The sequence below is a fragment of the Neobacillus drentensis genome, assembly GCF_036962125.1.
GTDB classification, from domain to species: domain Bacteria; phylum Bacillota; class Bacilli; order Bacillales; family Cytobacillaceae; genus Neobacillus; species Neobacillus drentensis_B.
On the sequence record NZ_JBALOA010000014.1, the window covers coordinates 25,108 to 42,924 of the forward strand.

21 protein-coding genes, 1 pseudogene and 1 other annotated feature are annotated in these 17,817 nt (G+C 40.8%); of the genes and pseudogenes, 17 read left to right on the forward strand and 5 right to left on the reverse strand.

What is annotated here, in order from left to right:
- The first annotated feature begins 115 nt into the window (after positions 1-115).
- The 14 genes from mreC to pheA all read left to right on the forward strand — a co-directional run bounded on the left by mreC (position 116) and on the right by pheA (position 11,068).
- Positions 116-997: a rod shape-determining protein MreC gene (gene mreC, locus V7121_RS11765; RefSeq protein ID WP_335546652.1), complete on the forward strand. Its 882-nt coding sequence runs from the start codon at positions 116-118 to the stop codon at positions 995-997.
- Positions 994-1,512 carry a rod shape-determining protein MreD gene (gene mreD, locus V7121_RS11770; protein WP_335496708.1) on the forward strand — a complete coding sequence of 173 codons (519 nt, stop codon included), beginning with the start codon at positions 994-996 and terminating at the stop codon, positions 1,510-1,512. Before mreC ends, mreD begins: the two co-directional genes overlap by 4 nt.
- A gap of 164 nt (positions 1,513-1,676) precedes the next feature.
- Positions 1,677-2,357: a septum site-determining protein MinC gene (gene minC / locus V7121_RS11775; protein ID WP_335546654.1), complete on the forward strand. Its 681-nt coding sequence runs from the start codon at positions 1,677-1,679 to the stop codon at positions 2,355-2,357.
- Position 2,358: 1 nt separating this feature from the next.
- On the forward strand, positions 2,359-3,162 hold the full coding sequence (gene minD / locus V7121_RS11780) for a septum site-determining protein MinD (RefSeq protein WP_335496704.1): 804 nt from the start codon (positions 2,359-2,361) through the stop codon (positions 3,160-3,162).
- Between the two features lie 124 nt (positions 3,163-3,286).
- Positions 3,287-4,072 carry a M23 family metallopeptidase gene (locus V7121_RS11785; RefSeq protein WP_335496703.1) on the forward strand — a complete coding sequence of 262 codons (786 nt, stop codon included), beginning with the start codon at positions 3,287-3,289 and terminating at the stop codon, positions 4,070-4,072.
- On the forward strand, positions 4,065-4,931 hold the full coding sequence (locus tag V7121_RS11790) for a M50 family metallopeptidase (RefSeq protein ID WP_335496701.1): 867 nt from the start codon (positions 4,065-4,067) through the stop codon (positions 4,929-4,931). The genes V7121_RS11785 and V7121_RS11790 overlap by 8 nt, the downstream gene beginning before the upstream one ends.
- 38 nt (positions 4,932-4,969) lie before the next feature.
- A complete protein-coding gene (locus V7121_RS11795; protein ID WP_335496699.1) occupies positions 4,970-6,433 on the forward strand; it encodes an Rne/Rng family ribonuclease in 1,464 nt (487 codons plus the stop codon).
- A 69-nt stretch (positions 6,434-6,502) separates the two neighbouring features.
- Positions 6,503-6,585, forward strand: a sequence feature (ribosomal protein L21 leader region).
- 13 nt (positions 6,586-6,598) lie between these two features.
- Positions 6,599-6,907 carry a 50S ribosomal protein L21 gene (gene rplU, locus V7121_RS11800; RefSeq protein WP_335496697.1) on the forward strand — a complete coding sequence of 103 codons (309 nt, stop codon included), beginning with the start codon at positions 6,599-6,601 and terminating at the stop codon, positions 6,905-6,907.
- 15 nt (positions 6,908-6,922) lie between these two features.
- Positions 6,923-7,264 carry a ribosomal-processing cysteine protease Prp gene (locus V7121_RS11805; RefSeq protein WP_335546656.1) on the forward strand — a complete coding sequence of 114 codons (342 nt, stop codon included), beginning with the start codon at positions 6,923-6,925 and terminating at the stop codon, positions 7,262-7,264.
- Positions 7,265-7,558 carry a 50S ribosomal protein L27 gene (gene rpmA / locus V7121_RS11810; protein ID WP_335496693.1) on the forward strand — a complete coding sequence of 98 codons (294 nt, stop codon included), beginning with the start codon at positions 7,265-7,267 and terminating at the stop codon, positions 7,556-7,558.
- A gap of 211 nt (positions 7,559-7,769) precedes the next feature.
- Entirely contained in the window at positions 7,770-8,312 is a 543-nt protein-coding gene (locus V7121_RS11815) for a Spo0B C-terminal domain-containing protein (RefSeq protein ID WP_335496691.1), read from the forward strand.
- A 61-nt stretch (positions 8,313-8,373) separates the two neighbouring features.
- Positions 8,374-9,666 carry a GTPase ObgE gene (gene obgE, locus V7121_RS11820; protein ID WP_335496689.1) on the forward strand — a complete coding sequence of 431 codons (1,293 nt, stop codon included), beginning with the start codon at positions 8,374-8,376 and terminating at the stop codon, positions 9,664-9,666.
- Positions 9,667-9,707: 41 nt separating this feature from the next.
- Complete coding sequence (locus tag V7121_RS11825) at positions 9,708-10,157, forward strand: ACT domain-containing protein (protein ID WP_335496687.1); 450 nt, start codon at positions 9,708-9,710, stop codon at positions 10,155-10,157.
- Between the two features lie 56 nt (positions 10,158-10,213).
- On the forward strand, positions 10,214-11,068 hold the full coding sequence (gene pheA, locus V7121_RS11830) for a prephenate dehydratase (RefSeq protein WP_335496685.1): 855 nt from the start codon (positions 10,214-10,216) through the stop codon (positions 11,066-11,068).
- Positions 11,069-11,124: 56 nt separating this feature from the next.
- On the opposite strand, the gene V7121_RS11835 is transcribed toward pheA, so the two are convergent.
- Both V7121_RS11835 and V7121_RS11840 read right to left on the reverse strand, forming a co-directional pair.
- Positions 11,125-11,664, reverse strand: a complete 540-nt coding sequence (locus V7121_RS11835) for a transcription repressor NadR (RefSeq protein WP_335496683.1) — start codon at positions 11,662-11,664, stop codon at positions 11,125-11,127.
- Between the two features lie 45 nt (positions 11,665-11,709).
- Positions 11,710-12,867 (reverse strand): IscS subfamily cysteine desulfurase, encoded by a 1,158-nt coding sequence (locus V7121_RS11840; RefSeq protein ID WP_335546657.1) that lies wholly within the window; start codon positions 12,865-12,867, stop codon positions 11,710-11,712.
- A 142-nt stretch (positions 12,868-13,009) separates the two neighbouring features.
- On the opposite strand from V7121_RS11840, the gene nadB reads away from it, so the two are divergent.
- From nadB to nadA, 3 genes are read left to right on the forward strand one after another with little or no spacing between them, the layout of a single operon-like run.
- Complete coding sequence (nadB, locus tag V7121_RS11845) at positions 13,010-14,596, forward strand: L-aspartate oxidase (RefSeq protein WP_335546659.1); 1,587 nt, start codon at positions 13,010-13,012, stop codon at positions 14,594-14,596.
- A complete protein-coding gene (nadC, locus tag V7121_RS11850) occupies positions 14,565-15,413 on the forward strand; it encodes a carboxylating nicotinate-nucleotide diphosphorylase (protein ID WP_335496676.1) in 849 nt (282 codons plus the stop codon). Before nadB ends, nadC begins: the two co-directional genes overlap by 32 nt.
- Position 15,414: 1 nt before the next feature.
- Positions 15,415-16,512, forward strand: a complete 1,098-nt coding sequence (gene nadA, locus V7121_RS11855; protein ID WP_335546661.1) for a quinolinate synthase NadA — start codon at positions 15,415-15,417, stop codon at positions 16,510-16,512.
- A 487-nt stretch (positions 16,513-16,999) separates the two neighbouring features.
- Here nadA and V7121_RS24920 read toward each other — a convergent pair.
- The 3 genes and pseudogenes from V7121_RS24920 to V7121_RS24930 all read right to left on the reverse strand — a co-directional run.
- Positions 17,000-17,137 (reverse strand): annotated as a pseudogene (locus V7121_RS24920) (hypothetical protein); the annotation flags it as partial.
- A gap of 3 nt (positions 17,138-17,140) precedes the next feature.
- Entirely contained in the window at positions 17,141-17,452 is a 312-nt protein-coding gene (locus tag V7121_RS24925) for a pentapeptide repeat-containing protein (RefSeq protein ID WP_335496671.1), read from the reverse strand.
- A 179-nt stretch (positions 17,453-17,631) separates the two neighbouring features.
- The coding region (locus V7121_RS24930) for a hypothetical protein (RefSeq protein ID WP_420490717.1) at positions 17,632-17,817 on the reverse strand (186 nt) is incomplete at its 5' end.

Genomic DNA, 17,817 nt, shown 5'->3' on the forward strand with positions numbered 1-17,817 from the left:
GACTTATCGTAGGGAGAAGAGCGAAGTCCACTAGCCGTTGGTCGCTGGAGCTAGACAATTAACAAAGACTAAAAAATCATAACTTATTATCTAGATAAAATAGAGGTGTATAATCATGCCACAGTTCTTTCTGAATAAACGTCTGATTATTTTGCTTGTCAGCATCATTGTTCTCGTGGCATTGATTGGGTTTTCTTTAAGGGAGAGAAGTAAACTAACTTGGCCGGAGCAATTTCTCAAAGATACCACCGGCTGGGTTCAATCCCTGGTTTCAAAGCCTACTCATTTTGTGACAGGCTTTTTTGAAAATCTCCAGGATTTGCAAAATACATACGATGAGAATAAAGAATTAAAATCACGGGTCGAAAATCTTGTCAATCTTGAAGCCCAAGTTCAAGAACTCAAGAAAGACAACGAAGAATTGCGTGACATTCTCGGTGAAAAAAGAACCCTGCGAGACTTCAAACCATTACCAGCTACCGTCATTGGCAGAAACCCTGATCGTTGGCATGAAATGATTATAATCGACAAAGGCAAACTAAACGGCATCGAAAAAAATATGGCTGTCGTCACAGCAACCGGCCTGCTGGGCAAAGTAAAAAATGTGACACAATTTAGTTCGACCGTACAGCTATTAAGTGCGATGGATCCTAAAAATCGTATATCAGCTGTTGTCCAAGGAAAAAAAGATGTTTATGGATTTGTTCAGGGATTTGATGACAAACAAAAACTCTTGTTAATTAAATCAATTCCTTCAGGGGACAAAATTGAAAAAGGGCAAACTGTTATAACTTCTGGATTAGGCGGTGTATTTCCGAAAGGATTGATGATTGGGAAGGTTGTTGATATAAAACCCGATCAGTATGGCTTAAATCAAACGGCCCTCGTGAAACCAGGTGCGGATTTTTATGATATTGAAAATGTTATTGTGATAAAAAGATCAATGACCAAGTCAGTAAATATGCAAACTTCTGATGGGAAGGAGAAAGATTATTGAGAAAATTCCTTCTTCCTCTATTATTTCTTTTGCTCTTTATTATTGAAAGCCTTTTTGTGGAGTATTTACCTGCAAAGGTTTTTGGAATGGAGCGGATTTTTGTTCCGCACTTTCTTTTTATTGCGATTCTGTTTTTAACAATATTTGTTGGAAGAAAACATGGCATTATTTATGCGGCTATCTTTGGACTTTTATTTGACATCGTTTATGTCGAAATTATTGGCATATACTTTTTCTTATATCCATTTATTTCTTATCTCATTTATAAACTCCTGCAGATTATCCAGTCCAATATAATCACGGCGTTTCTTGCAGCCCTTCTCGGCATCTCGTTATTAGAGATTGGTGTTTATGAAATGAATTATTTAATCCATGTAACAGACCTTGATTTTATTGGCTTTATTAACTTACGTTTTTACCCAACTCTTATCTTAAATGCAGTTATTACACTCGTTGCTGCCTATCCATTAAAGTGGCTTTTTGAAAAACATTCGGAAGCATTAAGGGCTGAATGATTTTTTTAAAAAAAGAGGAGAATAGACGCATTGTGTCGAATTTTTATAAAGGTAGTATGACTTTTGATTCGGAATAAGTGAGAGGGCTTCCATATCCCTCTTAAAACAGCCAAAATTTGGCCTGTTCCGAAATTGCTTTCCTATTATGAGGTGAAAATTTCTCCATGAAAAAACGGCAAAAGGTTACAATAAAAGGAACGAAGGAAGGTCTTGTCCTTCATCTTGATGATAGCTGTTCTTACGATGAACTAAAAAGGGAACTTGATCATAAACTTTCAGCCAACTCGAGGACACAGGATGAGCGTCATTTAACCTCAGTCAAGGTGGATCTCGGTAACCGCTATTTAAGTGAACTGCAGCTTGAAGAACTAAAAAACTTAATTCGTCAAAAGAAAAACTTTGTTGTTGATGATATTGAATCTAATGTAATCACGAAGGAAGAAGCGAAAGAGTTAGTGGCCGAAACGGAGGTCATTACCGTTTCAAGAATTATTCGCTCTGGACAAGTCCTTGAAGTGCCTGGTGACCTGCTGTTAATTGGTGATGTTAATCCAGGCGGGACGGTCATTGCAGGCGGAAATATTTTTATCATGGGTACCTTAAAGGGGATTGCTCATGCTGGCTGCTATGGCAATGATCGAGCTGTCATTGCCGCATCAAGTATGAAGCCATCACAGCTTCGAATTAGTGATTGTTTAAATAGAACTCCAGATAGCATTGAAAGCAATGAAATGCGGGAAATGGAATGCGCTTATATAAATGAAGACCGTCAAATCATTGTTGATAGATTGCAAGTTTTAATTCAATTAAGACCTAATTTAACGAGATTAGAAGGGGGACATTAAAGTGGGAGAGGCAATAGTAATTACATCCGGTAAGGGTGGAGTAGGAAAAACAACAACTTCTGCTAATATCGGCACATCATTAGCCCTTCAAGGTAAAAAAGTATGTTTAGTAGATACAGACATCGGTCTTCGTAACTTGGATGTCGTGATGGGACTTGAAAATCGAATTATTTATGATTTAGTAGATGTCGTTGAAAAACGTTGCAAAATCCATCAAGCCCTTGTAAAGGATAAACGTTTTGATGGATTATTATATTTATTGCCTGCGGCGCAAACGGTTGATAAATCAGCGGTTAAGCCCGAGCAAATGAAAGAACTTATTACAGAATTAAAGCAGGATTACGATTATATTATTATTGATTGCCCCGCTGGGATTGAACAGGGGTTCCAAAATGCTGTAGCTGGAGCTGACAAAGCGATTGTCGTTACAACCCCGGAGGCTTCTGCTGTTCGTGATGCCGACCGAATCATTGGTTTGCTCGAAAAACAGCCAAATATGGAGTCGCCTAAATTAGTAATTAACCGGATTCGAAATCATATGGTGAAAAATGGCGATATGCTCGAGATTGATGAGGTAACCCAGCATCTCTCGATTGAACTAATCGGCATTGTAGCCGATGATGATGAGGTAATTAAAGCCTCTAACCATGGTGAACCGATCGCCTTAAATCCAAACAATAAAGCTTCGATTGCCTATCGAAATATTGCCAGAAGGATTCTTGGCGAATCAATCCCCCTTCAGTCTCTCGAAGATGGAGAAAAAGGAATGTTTACGAAAATTAAGAAGTTCTTTGGGGTGCGTTAATAAAATATACCGTCTCTAAATGACCTGTCCACTTCCTTGTGGACAGGTTGTTTTATTTTAGAGACATACTCTTCCATTCTCGTTCATAGACTTGTACAAAATATTGTGAAGAGGGTGGATGGAAATGGCGCGGTCTACACCGGAAGAAATTCGGCGACGAATCGCAAAGCGAAAAACTGATAAAGGATCAACGGTAAAAAGCCCCGACCACCAGATTACGTGGCCTAGTGACGACGAAAAATATGGCTTTAACCATTTTACTTCTTCAGGAAGTAGTAATAGTGATGACGGACATCCATTATTTAAGAAGGAAGTCTTCTTTTTCAAAATATTATCCTCTATCCTCCTGTTTTTAGTGATTGCCATCCTTTTTCGGAACCATTCGGCTGCTTTGGAACCGACAAGAGACGTGGTCACAAGAACGATGGACAAGGATTTTAAATTTGCGACCGTATCCAACTGGTACGAAAGTAAATTTGGAAAGCCGTTAGCTCTTTTACCATTTTCTGATAAAAATCAAAAAGAGAAAAAAACAGTGGCTGAAAAGGAGTTTTCCGTACCGGCAATGGGAAAAATCCTTGAGAACTTTGAAAAAAATGGCCAGGGGATTATGATTGAAACAGGTAAAGGGGCATCGGTGCAAACAATTAATGATGGAATTGTAACCTTTGCCGGCGTGAAAGAAGAACTTGGGAAAACCGTTATTGTCCAGCATTCGGATTCAACGGAAACCTGGTATGGAAATTTAGATGAAATTAGTGTGAACTTATATGAATATGTTGAAAAAAGAAAAGTAGTCGGTACGGTTTCTGGGTCAACTGGTGAAGATAAAACAAAAGGTAAGTATTACTTTGCGATAAAAAAAGGCGATGATTTTATCGACCCCATCCAGGTGATTCGCTTTGAATAAAGCCATAAACTTATTTCGACTGATTACTATACATCCATTGTTATGGCTTGTCATTGCCCTTTCCGTTGCTACCGCACATTTCGTTGAGGTTTGCTTATTGCTAGGAATCATTTTCATCCATGAATTGGGGCATGCGGCTGCGGCTTCTTTTTTTTCATGGAGAATCAAAAAAATTACTCTTTTGCCGTTTGGCGGGGTTGCTGAGATGGATGAGCATGGTAATCGGCCGTTAAAAGAAGAGACAATTGTCGTTCTTGCCGGGCCGCTCCAGCATGTATGGATGGTGGCCTTAGCCTATGGGTTGGTTAGTATCAACTTGATGCCTGTTGACCTATTTCAGCTATTCTTAAGCTATAATCTAATGATTTTTATATTCAATCTTTTTCCTGTTTGGCCGCTTGATGGTGGAAAATTAGTTTTCTTACTGCTCTCATTAAAAAATTCTTTCCCGACCGCCCATCGTATAACACTCATCCTTTCATTGGTTAGCCTGTCCATTTTCTCGTTGGTAACCCTTGTAGCGGCTCCGACTCATATCAATGTCTGGATCATCGTCGCGTTTCTTTATTTTTCACTTTACCATGAATGGAAACAGCGGCGCTTTATTTTTATGAGATTTTTATTGGAGCGTTATTACGGGAAAAAATCAAGTTTGCAGACTCTAAAACCAATTGAAGCCAATGAAGAGGAACTCCTCATTCACGTCTTAGAAAAGTTTCAACGCGGCTGTAAACATCCGATCATCGTCGAAGCAGATGGCAAGGAAAAAGGACTGCTCGACGAAAACGAACTCCTGCACGCCTACTTTACCGAGCGACGGCTAACCGACAAAATCAGCGACCTTCTTTTTTCGTACTAAAAAGGGTATTATTAAAAGAAAAAAGTGAGGTTGCTTGATTGGAAACACTAATAATAAATTACAACTCACGGGAAAAGCGATTTGCTTATGTAAAAGACAACCGTGTTGAGAATATCGTTTTCGACCGGCCAGAGCACCGTACTCTGGTCGGTAATATTTATTTCGGGACAGTCACGAAAGTATTACCGGGCATGAATGCTGTGTTCATTGACATCGGTGAAGAGAAAAATGCGTATTTACAACGGAATATGCTTCCTTCCTATCTCTTGTCGGCTGATAAACAAAAGAATGTTTCCTCATTCGTGCATCAGGGAGAAAAGCTGCTAGTTCAAGTGGACAAGGATGCAACCGGCACAAAAGGAGCCCGCGTAACGGGGATTATTGAAATACCAGGGAATCATCTGATTTACATGCCAAAAGGGCGGTATGTAGCCGTTTCAAAAAAAATCACTGATACCAAACAACAAGCAGCGCTTCGTCAGATTGGCGGCCATATAAAAACAGATGAAGAGGGACTGATTTTTCGTACTTCCGCCCATTCGTGCACAGAAGATGAAATTCACATTGAACTAGCGGAACTACGCTCAATGCACCAACATTTGGTGCAAAAAACTGCGGCTCTAAAAAAGCCAGGACTTATTTTTCAAAAGGATACCTTTGTCGAAATGATCTTGGAACAAGTGGGGCGAATGACGGACGGAGAAGTAATCGTTGATGACTTAGCACTTAAAAAGCTAGCTGAAGAGAAAAATACTAAAATTAAACTAAGTTACTATAATGGAAAAGAGAATATTTTTTCAGTACATAATGTGGAGCATGAAATAGATAAAGCCCTAAAGCGGATTGTCTGGCTTGAGCATGGCGCTTACCTGATTTTTGATGAAACCGAAGCATTAACCATTATTGATGTGAATACTGGGAAATTTTCAGGAAAGACAGATTATCAGGAGACGGTTTTAAAAACGAATACGTTAGCTGCGATAGAAGTAGTCCGGCAGCTAAGGCTCCGTGATATTGGCGGAATAGTCCTTATCGATTTTATTGACATGACACGCGAAAAGGACAAGCAATCGATTCTTAGTCTAATCGAATCAGAAGTATCCAAGGATCAGAGAAGAACAAAGATCATTGGCTTTACCCCGCTTGGCATCCTTCAAATGACAAGGAAGAAGACGAAAGTCACCCTGTCAGAGGCCCTTGAGGTGAAGTGTCCTGTCTGTGACGGAACCGGAAGGATTCTAAGTCCAGAAACGGTCGGTTTTAGGCTGGAGCGGGAACTGATGGAGCAACGCTATTCGGAGTTCGAAGCGGTCTTGATAGAAACGACTAATGAGATAAAAGAGCATCTTTTAGGGCCAAATGGAGCATATCTAGAAGCCCTCGAAGAACTCTTACATTTTAAGCTCTATTTTTCTATTCAGCCATCGAATCGTCCTTATTATGTTCTAAAACAATTCGGGAATGTGAGTGAGATTGCTCAAAAAGGATTGGACAGCAAATGATGTTCCTAAATTTCTATTGACACTTTTGCCTAGAATATGTTAGGATTTTAATGTTATGTTTGTAGCGCACCCGTGCTACAACCGCACAGAACAGGTATTAAGTCTTTGCATTTTGCTAAAAGCGCCTGTGTATGGCGAGTCTGAGTTTATAAGGAGGTGCAGTTCATGTACGCAATTATCGAAACTGGCGGTAAGCAATTGAAAGTTGAAGAAGGCCAAGCTATCTACATTGAAAAATTAGATGTTGAAGCTGGTGAAACAGTTACTTTTGACAAGGTATTATTCGTTGGCGGTGAAAACGTAAAAGTAGGTTCTCCTGTTGTTGCAGGTGCTACAGTTACAGCTAAAGTTGAAAAACAAGGCCGTCAAAAGAAAATCATTGTTTTCAAGTACAAGGCGAAGAAAAACAACCGTAAGAAGCAAGGTCATCGTCAACCTTACACTAAAGTAATCATCGAAAAAATCAACGCATAAGGTGTTGAATCATAGATGATTCAAATTACGATTAATCGTACGAAGTCCGAATTTATTCAATCATTTGAAATAAGTGGTCATGCATTTTTCGCTAATCGTGGCAAAGATATTGTCTGTGCAGGCGTATCTGCAGTATCGATTGGCGCAATCAACGCGGTGCACGCCCTAACCGGTGTAACACCTGAGATTGAGCATGAAAGCGGCTTTCTCCGCTGTGTTGTACCGGAAAATCTTCCGCAAGACATATATGAGAAAGTACAACTTCTTCTTGAAGGTATGGCTGTTTCATTACGGACGATTGAAGAAGAATACGGAAAGCACATAAAGATTACCTTCAAAAAGCAGGAGGTGGAATAAATGTTATTAAAATTAGATCTTCAGTTGTTTGCATCTAAAAAGGGTGTAGGTTCTACAAGAAACGGACGTGACTCTATCGCTAAGCGCCTTGGTGCTAAGCGTGCAGACGGACAATTCGTAACTGGTGGTTCAATCCTTTACCGTCAACGCGGTACAAAGATTTACCCAGGTGAAAACGTTGGCCGTGGAGGCGACGATACACTTTTTGCAAAAGTTGACGGCGTTGTAAAATTTGAACGTTTCGGTCGTGATCGCAAAAAAGTGAGCGTTTATCCAGTAGCTCAAGAAGCTTAAGGGAACTAGCGAAAACTCTAACCTCTTTGGTTAGAGTTTTCTTTTTATCTATCGAAAATTCCTTCCACAATTTACTTCGGGAGAACGCCTTCGTAGATGCTTCTTTTTGCCTCTAAAAAACATTCATCAAAGAAATAAGCTTACTCAGAGTTAATTTTTTGATATACTATCAGCAAACTGGTGTTGTCACACTTAATGTGGGAGTGTACGTATGGAGAAAGAATGGGATATTGTTGAGGTGCTTCGGCATTCTCGTCATGATTGGTTAAATAAGCTTCAATTAATAAAGGGGAACTTGGATTTAAATCGAATCGACCGGGCAAAAGCGGTCATTGATGAAATTATCATTGAAGCACAGCATGAGTCAAAGCTGTCGAATCTGAGGATGCCTTTGTTTGCCTCGCTGCTGCTAAAAGCTAATTGGGAGAACCCTTCCTTTAAACTTGAATATGAGGTGCTGCAAGACCCGGAGGCATACCAAATTAAAGAAGAATTAATGACAAATTGGACAAGGCTTTTATTTCAATGTTTAAATAATGCCATTGAAATATTCCAGGAAAATCATCTTTCAATAACAATTGACCCGCAATCCCAAGGAATTCGTTTCTTTTTTGATTTTAGCGGGATAATAATAAAAAGCCATTTAATTGAAGAATTCCTTGCAGAACCAAATCAATACCTCAATATCGAGGTCAAGGACTTCTCAAAAAGTGAACTCGCGTTAGAAGTTTTTATACCTTTTCAAAATAAATAGGTTAAAGCTGAGATATATTTCGTGACATTTTTTGATTCAAAATGCAGACTGGAGGAATAAGATGTTTGTTGATCAAACGAAGATTTATGTAAAAGGCGGAGATGGCGGAAATGGTATGGTCGCGTTCCGTAAGGAAAAATATATACCAAAAGGCGGTCCGGCCGGTGGAGATGGCGGAAAAGGTGCCAATGTTGTTTTTGAAGTAAATGAAGGTTTGCGTACGTTAATGGATTTCCGATATCAGCGTCATTTTAAGGCGCCACGCGGCGAGCACGGCATGTCCAAAAATCAGCACGGTGCTGGTGCAAAGGATATGATTGTTAAAGTACCACCTGGAACAGTAGTCATTGACGCCGATACGAAGGAAGTTATTGCTGATTTAGTCGAAAATGGACAACAGGCGATTATTGCCAGAGGCGGCCGTGGCGGGCGCGGAAATTCACGATTTGCGACCCCTGCAAATCCGGCTCCGGAGCTCTCGGAAAATGGAGAACCAGGTCAAGAGCGTGAAGTAATTTTAGAATTAAAACTGCTTGCTGATGTTGGTTTGGTTGGGTTTCCAAGTGTTGGGAAATCAACGTTATTATCGGTTGTTTCTTCGGCAAGGCCAAAAATCGCCGAGTACCACTTTACCACGATTGTTCCGAATCTCGGCATGGTAGAAACAGAAGACGGCCGTAGCTTTGTTATGGCCGATTTACCTGGGTTGATTGAAGGAGCAAGTGAAGGTGTCGGCTTAGGTCATCAGTTCTTACGACATATTGAACGGACAAGGGTAATCGTCCATGTCATCGATATGTCTGCGATGGAAGGCAGGGACCCATATGAAGACTTCCAGACCATCAATCATGAACTAAGTGAATATAATTTACGTTTGACAGAACGGCCACAAATTATTGTAGCCAATAAGATGGACATGCCTGAAGCAGAAGAAAATTTGAAAAAGTTTAAAGAACAGCTTGATGAAGATTTCCCAATCTTCCCAATCTCAGCAGTAACGAGAAAAGGATTGCGTGAATTATTATTTGCGGTTGCAGATAAGATCGAGGAAACACCGGAATTCCCGCTTGAGCATGAAGAAGAGGAAACAACGGGTGTGCATCGTGTTCTTTATAAGCACGAAGCTGAACCGGAAGCATTTAAAATTACAAGAGAACCGAATGGTACATTTGTTGTCTCTGGTGAAAAAACAGATAAACTCTTTAAGATGACAGACTTTTCAAGAGAAGAATCCGTTCGTCGTTTTGCACGTCAACTGCGTGGTTTAGGTGTGGATGATGCATTAAGGGAAAGAGGAGCAAAAGACGGGGATATTGTGAAATTGTTAGAGTTTGAATTTGAGTTTATTGAGTAGATTGGGACGTGTCCTGAATAGACTAAGGTAGAGTGATAAGAATGGAAACAATCGATAAAAAGTTTTATTTAGTCCGTGAAGATGTTTTGCCGGAAGCGATGAAAAAAACACTTGATGTGAAAGAAATGCTCGAAAGAGGAAAGGCTGAATCAATTGCTGATGCTGTTCAAAAAGTGGATTTAAGCAGAAGTGCCTTTTATAAATACAGAGATACGGTTTTTCCTTTTTCATCGATTAAAAAGGAAAAGCTTGTCTCGCTTTTCTTTCATTTAGAAGATCGCTCGGGTACGCTCTCAAACTTGCTCGGTGTGGTTGCACACTCAGGCTGTAACATTGTCACCCTACACCAAACGATTCCGTTGCAAGGCAGGGCCAATGTGACACTCTCATTAAACACTTCAAATATGACGATGGAAATAGATGAGTTACTGAAAGAGTTAAGGAAGCTCGAATTTGTAGAGAAGGTAGAAGTGCTGGGAACTGGTGTGTAGGATAACTACAGCCTGCTCTCAGCTTTCTTTTTAAAAAAGTAAGGAGTGGGGAAATAGTGAAGGTTGGATACTTAGGACCAAAGGCTACATTTACTGAGTTAGCAGTCAAAAAGGTTTTTCAAGGATGTGAACTTGAGCCCTATAAGACAATCCCTGCAAGTATGGATGCCTTAGTCGAAAAAGAAGTGGAACTAACCGTGGTTCCAATCGAGAATGCGTTAGAAGGCTCTGTCAATATTACGCTTGATTATTTAACGCAGGTTGTTCAAATCCCTATTGTTGGTGAAATTACTCTACCGATCAAGCAGCACTTGCTGGTGCATCCTGATAATCAGGAAAATTGGCAGACTGTCAGTAAGGTCTATAGTCACTCTCATGCGATCGCCCAATGTCATAAATTTTTACATAACCAGTTGAAGGGTGTTCCATTTGACAGTGTGTCCTCAACCGCAGCTGCCGCAAAAATGGTGATGGAGAACCCTGATATAAATATTGCTGCGATAGCCAATGAACTTGCTGCACGGGAATATGGGCTGGCAATTGTGAAAAGAAATGTACATGATTTTGATTACAATCATACCCGCTTTGTCGTACTGTCTGAAAAAGGTCTTGATTTTCAGTCGATTAGCGGGTCAACCCACTATAAAACAACCCTGATGGTTACACTCCCTTCGGACCGAGCGGGGGCATTGCATCAAGTCTTATCTGCGTTTGCATGGCGAAAATTAAACTTATCAAAGATTGAATCCCGGCCGATGAAAACAGGAATTGGCAATTATTTTTTCATCATTGATTTAGAAATGAAGCTGGATGAGGTCTTGATTCCAGGAGCAATTGCAGAACTAGAAGCATTAGGCTGCGGTGTCACGTTACTAGGTAGTTATCCATCTGTTTTAGTAAATTTAGACTGATTGAAAAGGGACCCGTTATTATTACGGGTCCTTTATTATAGGTGCGGATGATTAATTTAGGATTCAAATAAAAAGCCTTCTGCTTTTAAGGCTGATTCAGCTTCATCTAAAACTTGGATACTTGATGCAGAAATCGTATGAAGGTGAATTCCTTCGGTTAGCTCAGATAATAGTGCAGCTCCTGTCTTTTGCATATTTGCCATGAATTGTTTTACTTCTTGGCGATTTGAGACCATAATTGACGCTGTTAAATCGCCATAAACCTTGTGTTCAATTTTGACATCCTTCACTAATACTCCATGGTCCACGAGCAAATTCAGTTCTTTTTCTGTGTCATTAGGTAAATGTTTGCAGGCAATCGTTCTTTCAAAAGTATATGTGCTAGTGCTTTGCTTTAAATAAATATAACCTTGGCTCGTTGCGATAATGGGTTCATTTTTTGCCTTAAGAAGCGTAATATCCCCGACAATCACCTGTCTGCTAACATTGGTGCGATTGGCCAGTTCACTGCCTGTCAACGGGACAGGACTGTCTTTTAGCAATTGTAAAATCAAAGACCTCCTTTCCTCTCCCAATATTTTTCTTTGCTCTACCATAAAATACCTCCTAAATGCATTGCTGTTTCCCTATTTTAGCATAGTTTAATTATTTTCTATAACTGCAGAAGCACTGAATTTATTAACAATTGTAACTATACTTTCCCCAAGCTCGACCACATCCTCCAAACAGGTGGAACGGCCAAATGAAACTCGAATAAACTCTTTTGCTTCAGTAGTAGTAAGTCCCAGTGCCTGAGTGACTTTGGCCGGGGATTGCATGCCAATCTGACAGGCACTACCCGTGGAAATCGCAAAGCCAAGCCGATTGCATTCAAGCATCATCCATTGACCTTCGATGCCAGAAATACGAAGCCCAATAATAGTAGCGACCTGGGACATATCATCCGCTTGATATATTGTTACTTTTTCTTTAATCGGTTCCAGCGAATCAATTAAGGCCTTCCGTAATAATCGGTATCTATGATGATCCTCTTGCAAGTTTGCGGTTATTTTCTGTGCTGCGACAGTCATCGCGGCAATGGCAGGAACATTTGAAGTGCCCGGTCGAAAACCATTTTCATGAGACCCCCCAGGAAAAAAGGGCTCCCAGTTAATATGGGGATCAACGTAAACTCCGCCTATTCCTTTTGGACCATATATTTTATGACCTGAAAAAGAAAAACTACTCACTAGAGGAGCTATCGTGTTTACATTAATTTTTCCAAACGACTGCACACAATCGCTGTGGAGATGAATTCCATTTAACCGGCATATTGTTGCGATTTCCTCGATTGGCTGGATGGTGCCAATTTCAGAATTGACATGCTGAAGTGCAATCATTATTGTTCCTGGTTTAATGGATTCCACTAACAGTTCTAAATCAACCAGTCCATTTGAATTGAGGGGAAGCAGTGTGATTTCATAGCCAGCTCCTTTTAGTCGATTCAGAACTCCGTGGATGGATGAATGCTCGGCCATACCAGCGATGATATGATTTCCATCCTTTTTGGGGGAGGACAATAAAGCCTCTACCGCTAAAAAATTTCCCTCCGTCCCGCCGCTAGTAAAGAACAACCCTTGTTTATCAATCCCAGCTAGTTTGGCCAATTCTTCACGGCAATTCTCCAGGAGGGCAGCAGATTGACCACCAATATCATGGAGACTGCTTGAATTGCCATAGTACTCCGTTGCAACTTGTACATACACTTCCGCTGCTTCAGGGTCGAGTGGAGTTGTTGCCGCAAAATCAAAATATTTCATGGTATGTCTCCAATTCTCATTTTTTATCAAGCTAACACAGCAAACCTTTAGCATTCTACTTTTCTATAAAAATACTTGTTTTTAGTTTAATTCTATGTAAATATAGATGTCAAGACACCTGTTAGGTCAGGAGGGTCATTTAATGACTGAGGATGATGTATTAATAATAGGAAGTGGAATAGCCGCCTTACAGTTTGCTGTCCAGCTCACTGACGATGTAAATGTGAGGATACTCACAAAAGAAAAGTTGAGAACGGCCAATTCTTATCTCGCCCAGGGCGGGATTGCAGCGGCACTTGGAAAAACAGACCACCCTGGAAAGCATATGATTGATACGCTTGAAGCGGGAAGGTTTCACAATAATCAAGACGTTGTGCACGAAGTGATTACTGCTGCCCCCGACTTAATTAAGAACCTGGATCGACAAGGAGACATATTTGATAAGAATCAGAAGGGCGAATGGTTGCTTGGGATGGAAGGGGCGCACAGTGAGAAGAGGATTGTTCATGGCGGCGGTGATGCCACCGGAAAGAACGTCATGGAGAATTTGATAACCAGGCTCAAGCAAAGGTGTAATCTTTCCGTCGAGGAAAATTGTTTTGCCTATGAATTACTACTTAATACCGAACAGACACGCTGTATTGGGGTTAAAGCCAAAACATCAGCAGGAACCATTCAAAAGTTTTATGGCAAGCATATCATTATCGCAACAGGAGGCTGTGGTCAACTATATACCTATACTTCTAACGCCAAAACGGTTAGCGGTGATGGGATTGCCATGGCTTATTTAGCCGGTGTGGAGATTGTTGATATGGAATTTATTCAATTCCACCCTACGCTCTTATATATTAACGGTGAAACAAAGGGGTTAATATCCGAGGCTGTGAGAGGAGAAGGGGCCATTCTCGTTACGGATGATGGGATTCCTATCATGGAAGGGGTTCACCCCTTAAAAGACCTCGGGCCGCGGCATGTAGTCTCACAAAGAATCTATGAATACCTAAAAAAAGGGAAACAGGTGTACCTAGATATAAGCACCATTGATAACTTTAGAAAAAGATTTCCTTCCATCACATCGATTTGTGAAGAAAATGGGATCCAAATTTCCAATGGAAAAATCCCGGTTGCACCTGGCAGCCATTTCTTAATGGGAGGAATTAAAACCGATTTAATCGGGCGTTCTTCCATAGATGGACTCTATGCCATAGGAGAGTCCTCCTGTACAGGATTACACGGTGCCAATCGTTTAGCAAGTAATTCCTTATTAGAGGGTCTATTCCAAGGAGAGCATTTAGCGAAGTGGATCAATAAAACATGCAAAGAACCTTATGAAATAGAACGAAGCCCATATAACTTTGTGCCCAAAAGAGAAAAATTGGTTTGTTTACCTGACACCCAACAAATTAAGGATTTAATGATGGAACGGGTTGGAATTGTTCGAGATGAAGTCAATTTGAAAAAGCAGCAAGCATGGTTAAATCAGTTCAGGGCAGAATCCATTCATTTAGATACATGCTCAACTGAAGAAACAACTAAAGTATTTATGTTGTGCATTGCAAAGTTAATCACAGATGCGGCACTAGCACGGACCGAAAGCCGAGGCGGTCACTTTCGAAGTGATTATCCAAGAGAAGAGGATCATCAGTGGTTAAGGAAATCAATTATTCATCATTATTACCAGGGAATGGAGAAGTCCAATGAACATATTGAAACTGCGCTCGCAACTTGAAAAATTTTTTATTGAAGATATTGGGGAACAGGATATTACCACCGATTTAATCTTTGCCAATGAAACAGAAGGAAAAATTGTCTTTCTTGCAAAGGATAATGGAATTTTTTGTGGAGAAGAAATTATTAAGACGGGTTTTAAACTGCTTAATAATGAAATTACCACCCAGTTGTTTGTGAAGGATAGTCAAGCAATCAAATATGGTGACCAGCTAGCCGTCGTCTCCGGTAAAATTGCTGACTTATTAAAAGGCGAAAGAGTCATTCTCAATCTTGTCCAACGGATGAGCGGGATTGCCACGCTCACTCGAAAAACGGTTAATACCTTAGATAGCGGCCATACGAAAATTTGTGATACACGAAAAACAACGCCCGGACTGCGGATGCTTGAAAAATATGCGGTTCGCTGCGGGGGAGGATATAATCACCGCTTCGGTTTATATGATGGAGTTATGATTAAAGATAATCACATTTCTTTTGCCGGTTCGATTTCAAATGCTGTGGAAGCAGTTCGTAAAAATGCAGGTCATATGGTGAAAATTGAAGTGGAAGTAGAATCGGAGCAGCAAGTATTGGAAGCTGTAAATGCAGGGGCAGATGTGATTATGTTTGATAACCGGACCCCAGCTGAAATTAAAGAATTAATTAAATTGGTTCCCTCGACAATTATTACCGAGGCATCTGGTGGGATTCAAATGGCCGATATTGCCGATTATCGTGACACTGGTGTTGATTATATTTCCCTTGGGTACTTAACTCATTCCTACAAAGCCCTTGATATCAGTGTGAAAGTCCAATGGGAAAAAGGAGATGAGTAAGGTGAATATTTTGGAAACGCTACAGAAAAATAAGATGATTCCCGAACAATACAAACAAATGTCGAGACAAGAACTCGAAAACCGGGTTATTGAGGTAAAGAAAGAACTGGGATCTCGACTGTATATTCCTTGTCATCATTATCAAAAAGATGAGGTTGTTCAGTTTGCTGATGCCACAGGTGATTCCCTCCAGCTGGCACAATTATCTGCTGAAAATAAAGAAGCAGAGTTTATTGTTTTTTGTGGCGTGCATTTTATGGCTGAAACGGCTGATATTTTAACCACTGAAAATCAAAAGGTATTCTTACCAGACATGCGCGCGGGGTGTTCAATGGCTGATATGGCTGATCTCCAGCAGACAGAAAGAGCTTGGGATGCGCTTCAGAAACTTTTTGGAGATACCATCCTGCCATTAACCTATGTCAATTCAACAGCTGCGATTAAATCATTTGTAGGTGCCCACGGGGGAGCAACAGTCACCTCTTCCAATGCAGAAAAAATGGTGAAGTGGGCGTTTGAAATAAAGGAAAGGATTTTATTTTTACCCGATCAGCATTTAGGTCGAAACACTGCCGTGGAACTGGGAGTAAGCTTAGACGAAATGGCTGTTTGGAACCCAATCACAAATGAGCTGGAATTTGATGGCGACCCTTCCGGAATTAAGGTCATCCTTTGGAAAGGGCATTGTTCCGTACATGAAAATTTCACTGTGCAGAATGTGATTGATACACGCTATAAATATCCAAATATGAAAATCATCGTTCATCCTGAATGCCGCCGCGAGGTAGTGGAGTTAGCTGATATGGCAGGGTCAACGAGCTATATAATCAAAGCAATCGAAACAGCTGAGCCCGGAACAGCTTGGGCAATTGGTACAGAAATGAATCTCGTCAATCGCTTGATCCAAAATCATCCTGATAAAAAAATCATCTCGTTAAATCCAAATATGTGCCCATGCCTAACAATGAACCGAATTGACCTGCCGCATTTAGTCTGGAGCCTTGATACTCTTGAGGAGACTAATAATATCATTAAAGTAAGTCCTGAGGTTGCCGAAAACGCTAAATTAGCGCTTGAACGGATGCTTATTCATTCCTAAATCCCATTTGCAAAGATGCAATTTTTCCTAATTGCATCTTTTTATATTTCATGGCGGCATTCATATTCTTTTGAAATATAGCATAAGTTTTTGTGAAGAAGGATAGCACTTTGCCCATTTTCACATAGACTATATGGACTTATGCCATAGGAGGGGAAATCAGAGTGAAGATCCATATCGTACAGAAAGGGGATACTCTTTGGAAGATTGCCAAGAAGTACGGCGTGAATTTTGAAGAGCTGAAAAAGATGAATTCACAGCTCAGCAACCCTGATATGATTATGCCCGGTATGAAAGTAAAGGTCCCAACATCAGGTGGAACAATAAAAAAAGAAGCACCGATGGGAACTAAACCAGGTACTACAATCAACTTAGGAGTTAAGAAAGAGCAGCCGTTGGTCAAAGAGAAACCCGTTAAAGAAGTACTGATTAAAGAAAAACCAATTAAAGAAGTACCAATCAAGGAAGCACCAATCAAGGAGGCGCCAATCAAAGAAGTACCAATCAAAGAAGTACCAATCAAGGAGGCTCCTATCAAAGAGGCTCCAATTATCAAAGAAACACCCGTAGCACCATTTACTCCAAAAATGCCCCTACAAATCGTCCCAGAAATAGATATTAACAATTATTATATGATGAACATGCAGAATATGACGGTACAACAGCCACAACTGCCACCCAAACCCGCCAATATCCTGCCCGAGATAAAAGAAGTACCAAAGAAAGAAATGCCAATTAAAGAAGTGCCAATCAAAGAGGCACCAATCAAAGAAGCACCAATTAAGGAAGCACCTGTTGTTCCAGCACCACCGCCAGTAATGGAAGCTCCTGCAGAGGTGGCGCCGCTACAGGATAATTGTGTTCCAATGACTCCAATTATGCCAGGGCCTGGATTCTGTCCTCCATTTGGCGGATTCCCAATGCAAATGCAGCCGTTCATGCCTTACCCACAAGTACAAAGCGGGGCTATGCCAATGCAGCCTGTTATGCCAGGAGGATTCCCAGGCAGTCAATATGGATTACCAGGCAGTCCAGCACCAGCACCGTCTGTTGCAGGTACATCATTTGTTGCACCACAATTCGATGATGAATCATCATCATTTATGCCGCAATTACCGGTTATGAACCCAGCATATAATCAAGGAGCCGTAATGGGTGTCCAGTCACCACAGCAGCCGATGGGTTACCCTTACATGGATCCTTCTGCGTTTGGTCAAATGCCACAAGGCTATGGTCAGCAGGCTCCAGTTGGCTTCGATCAAATGCCGCAGGGTTACGGACAGCCGATGCCAGGAGGATTTGAAC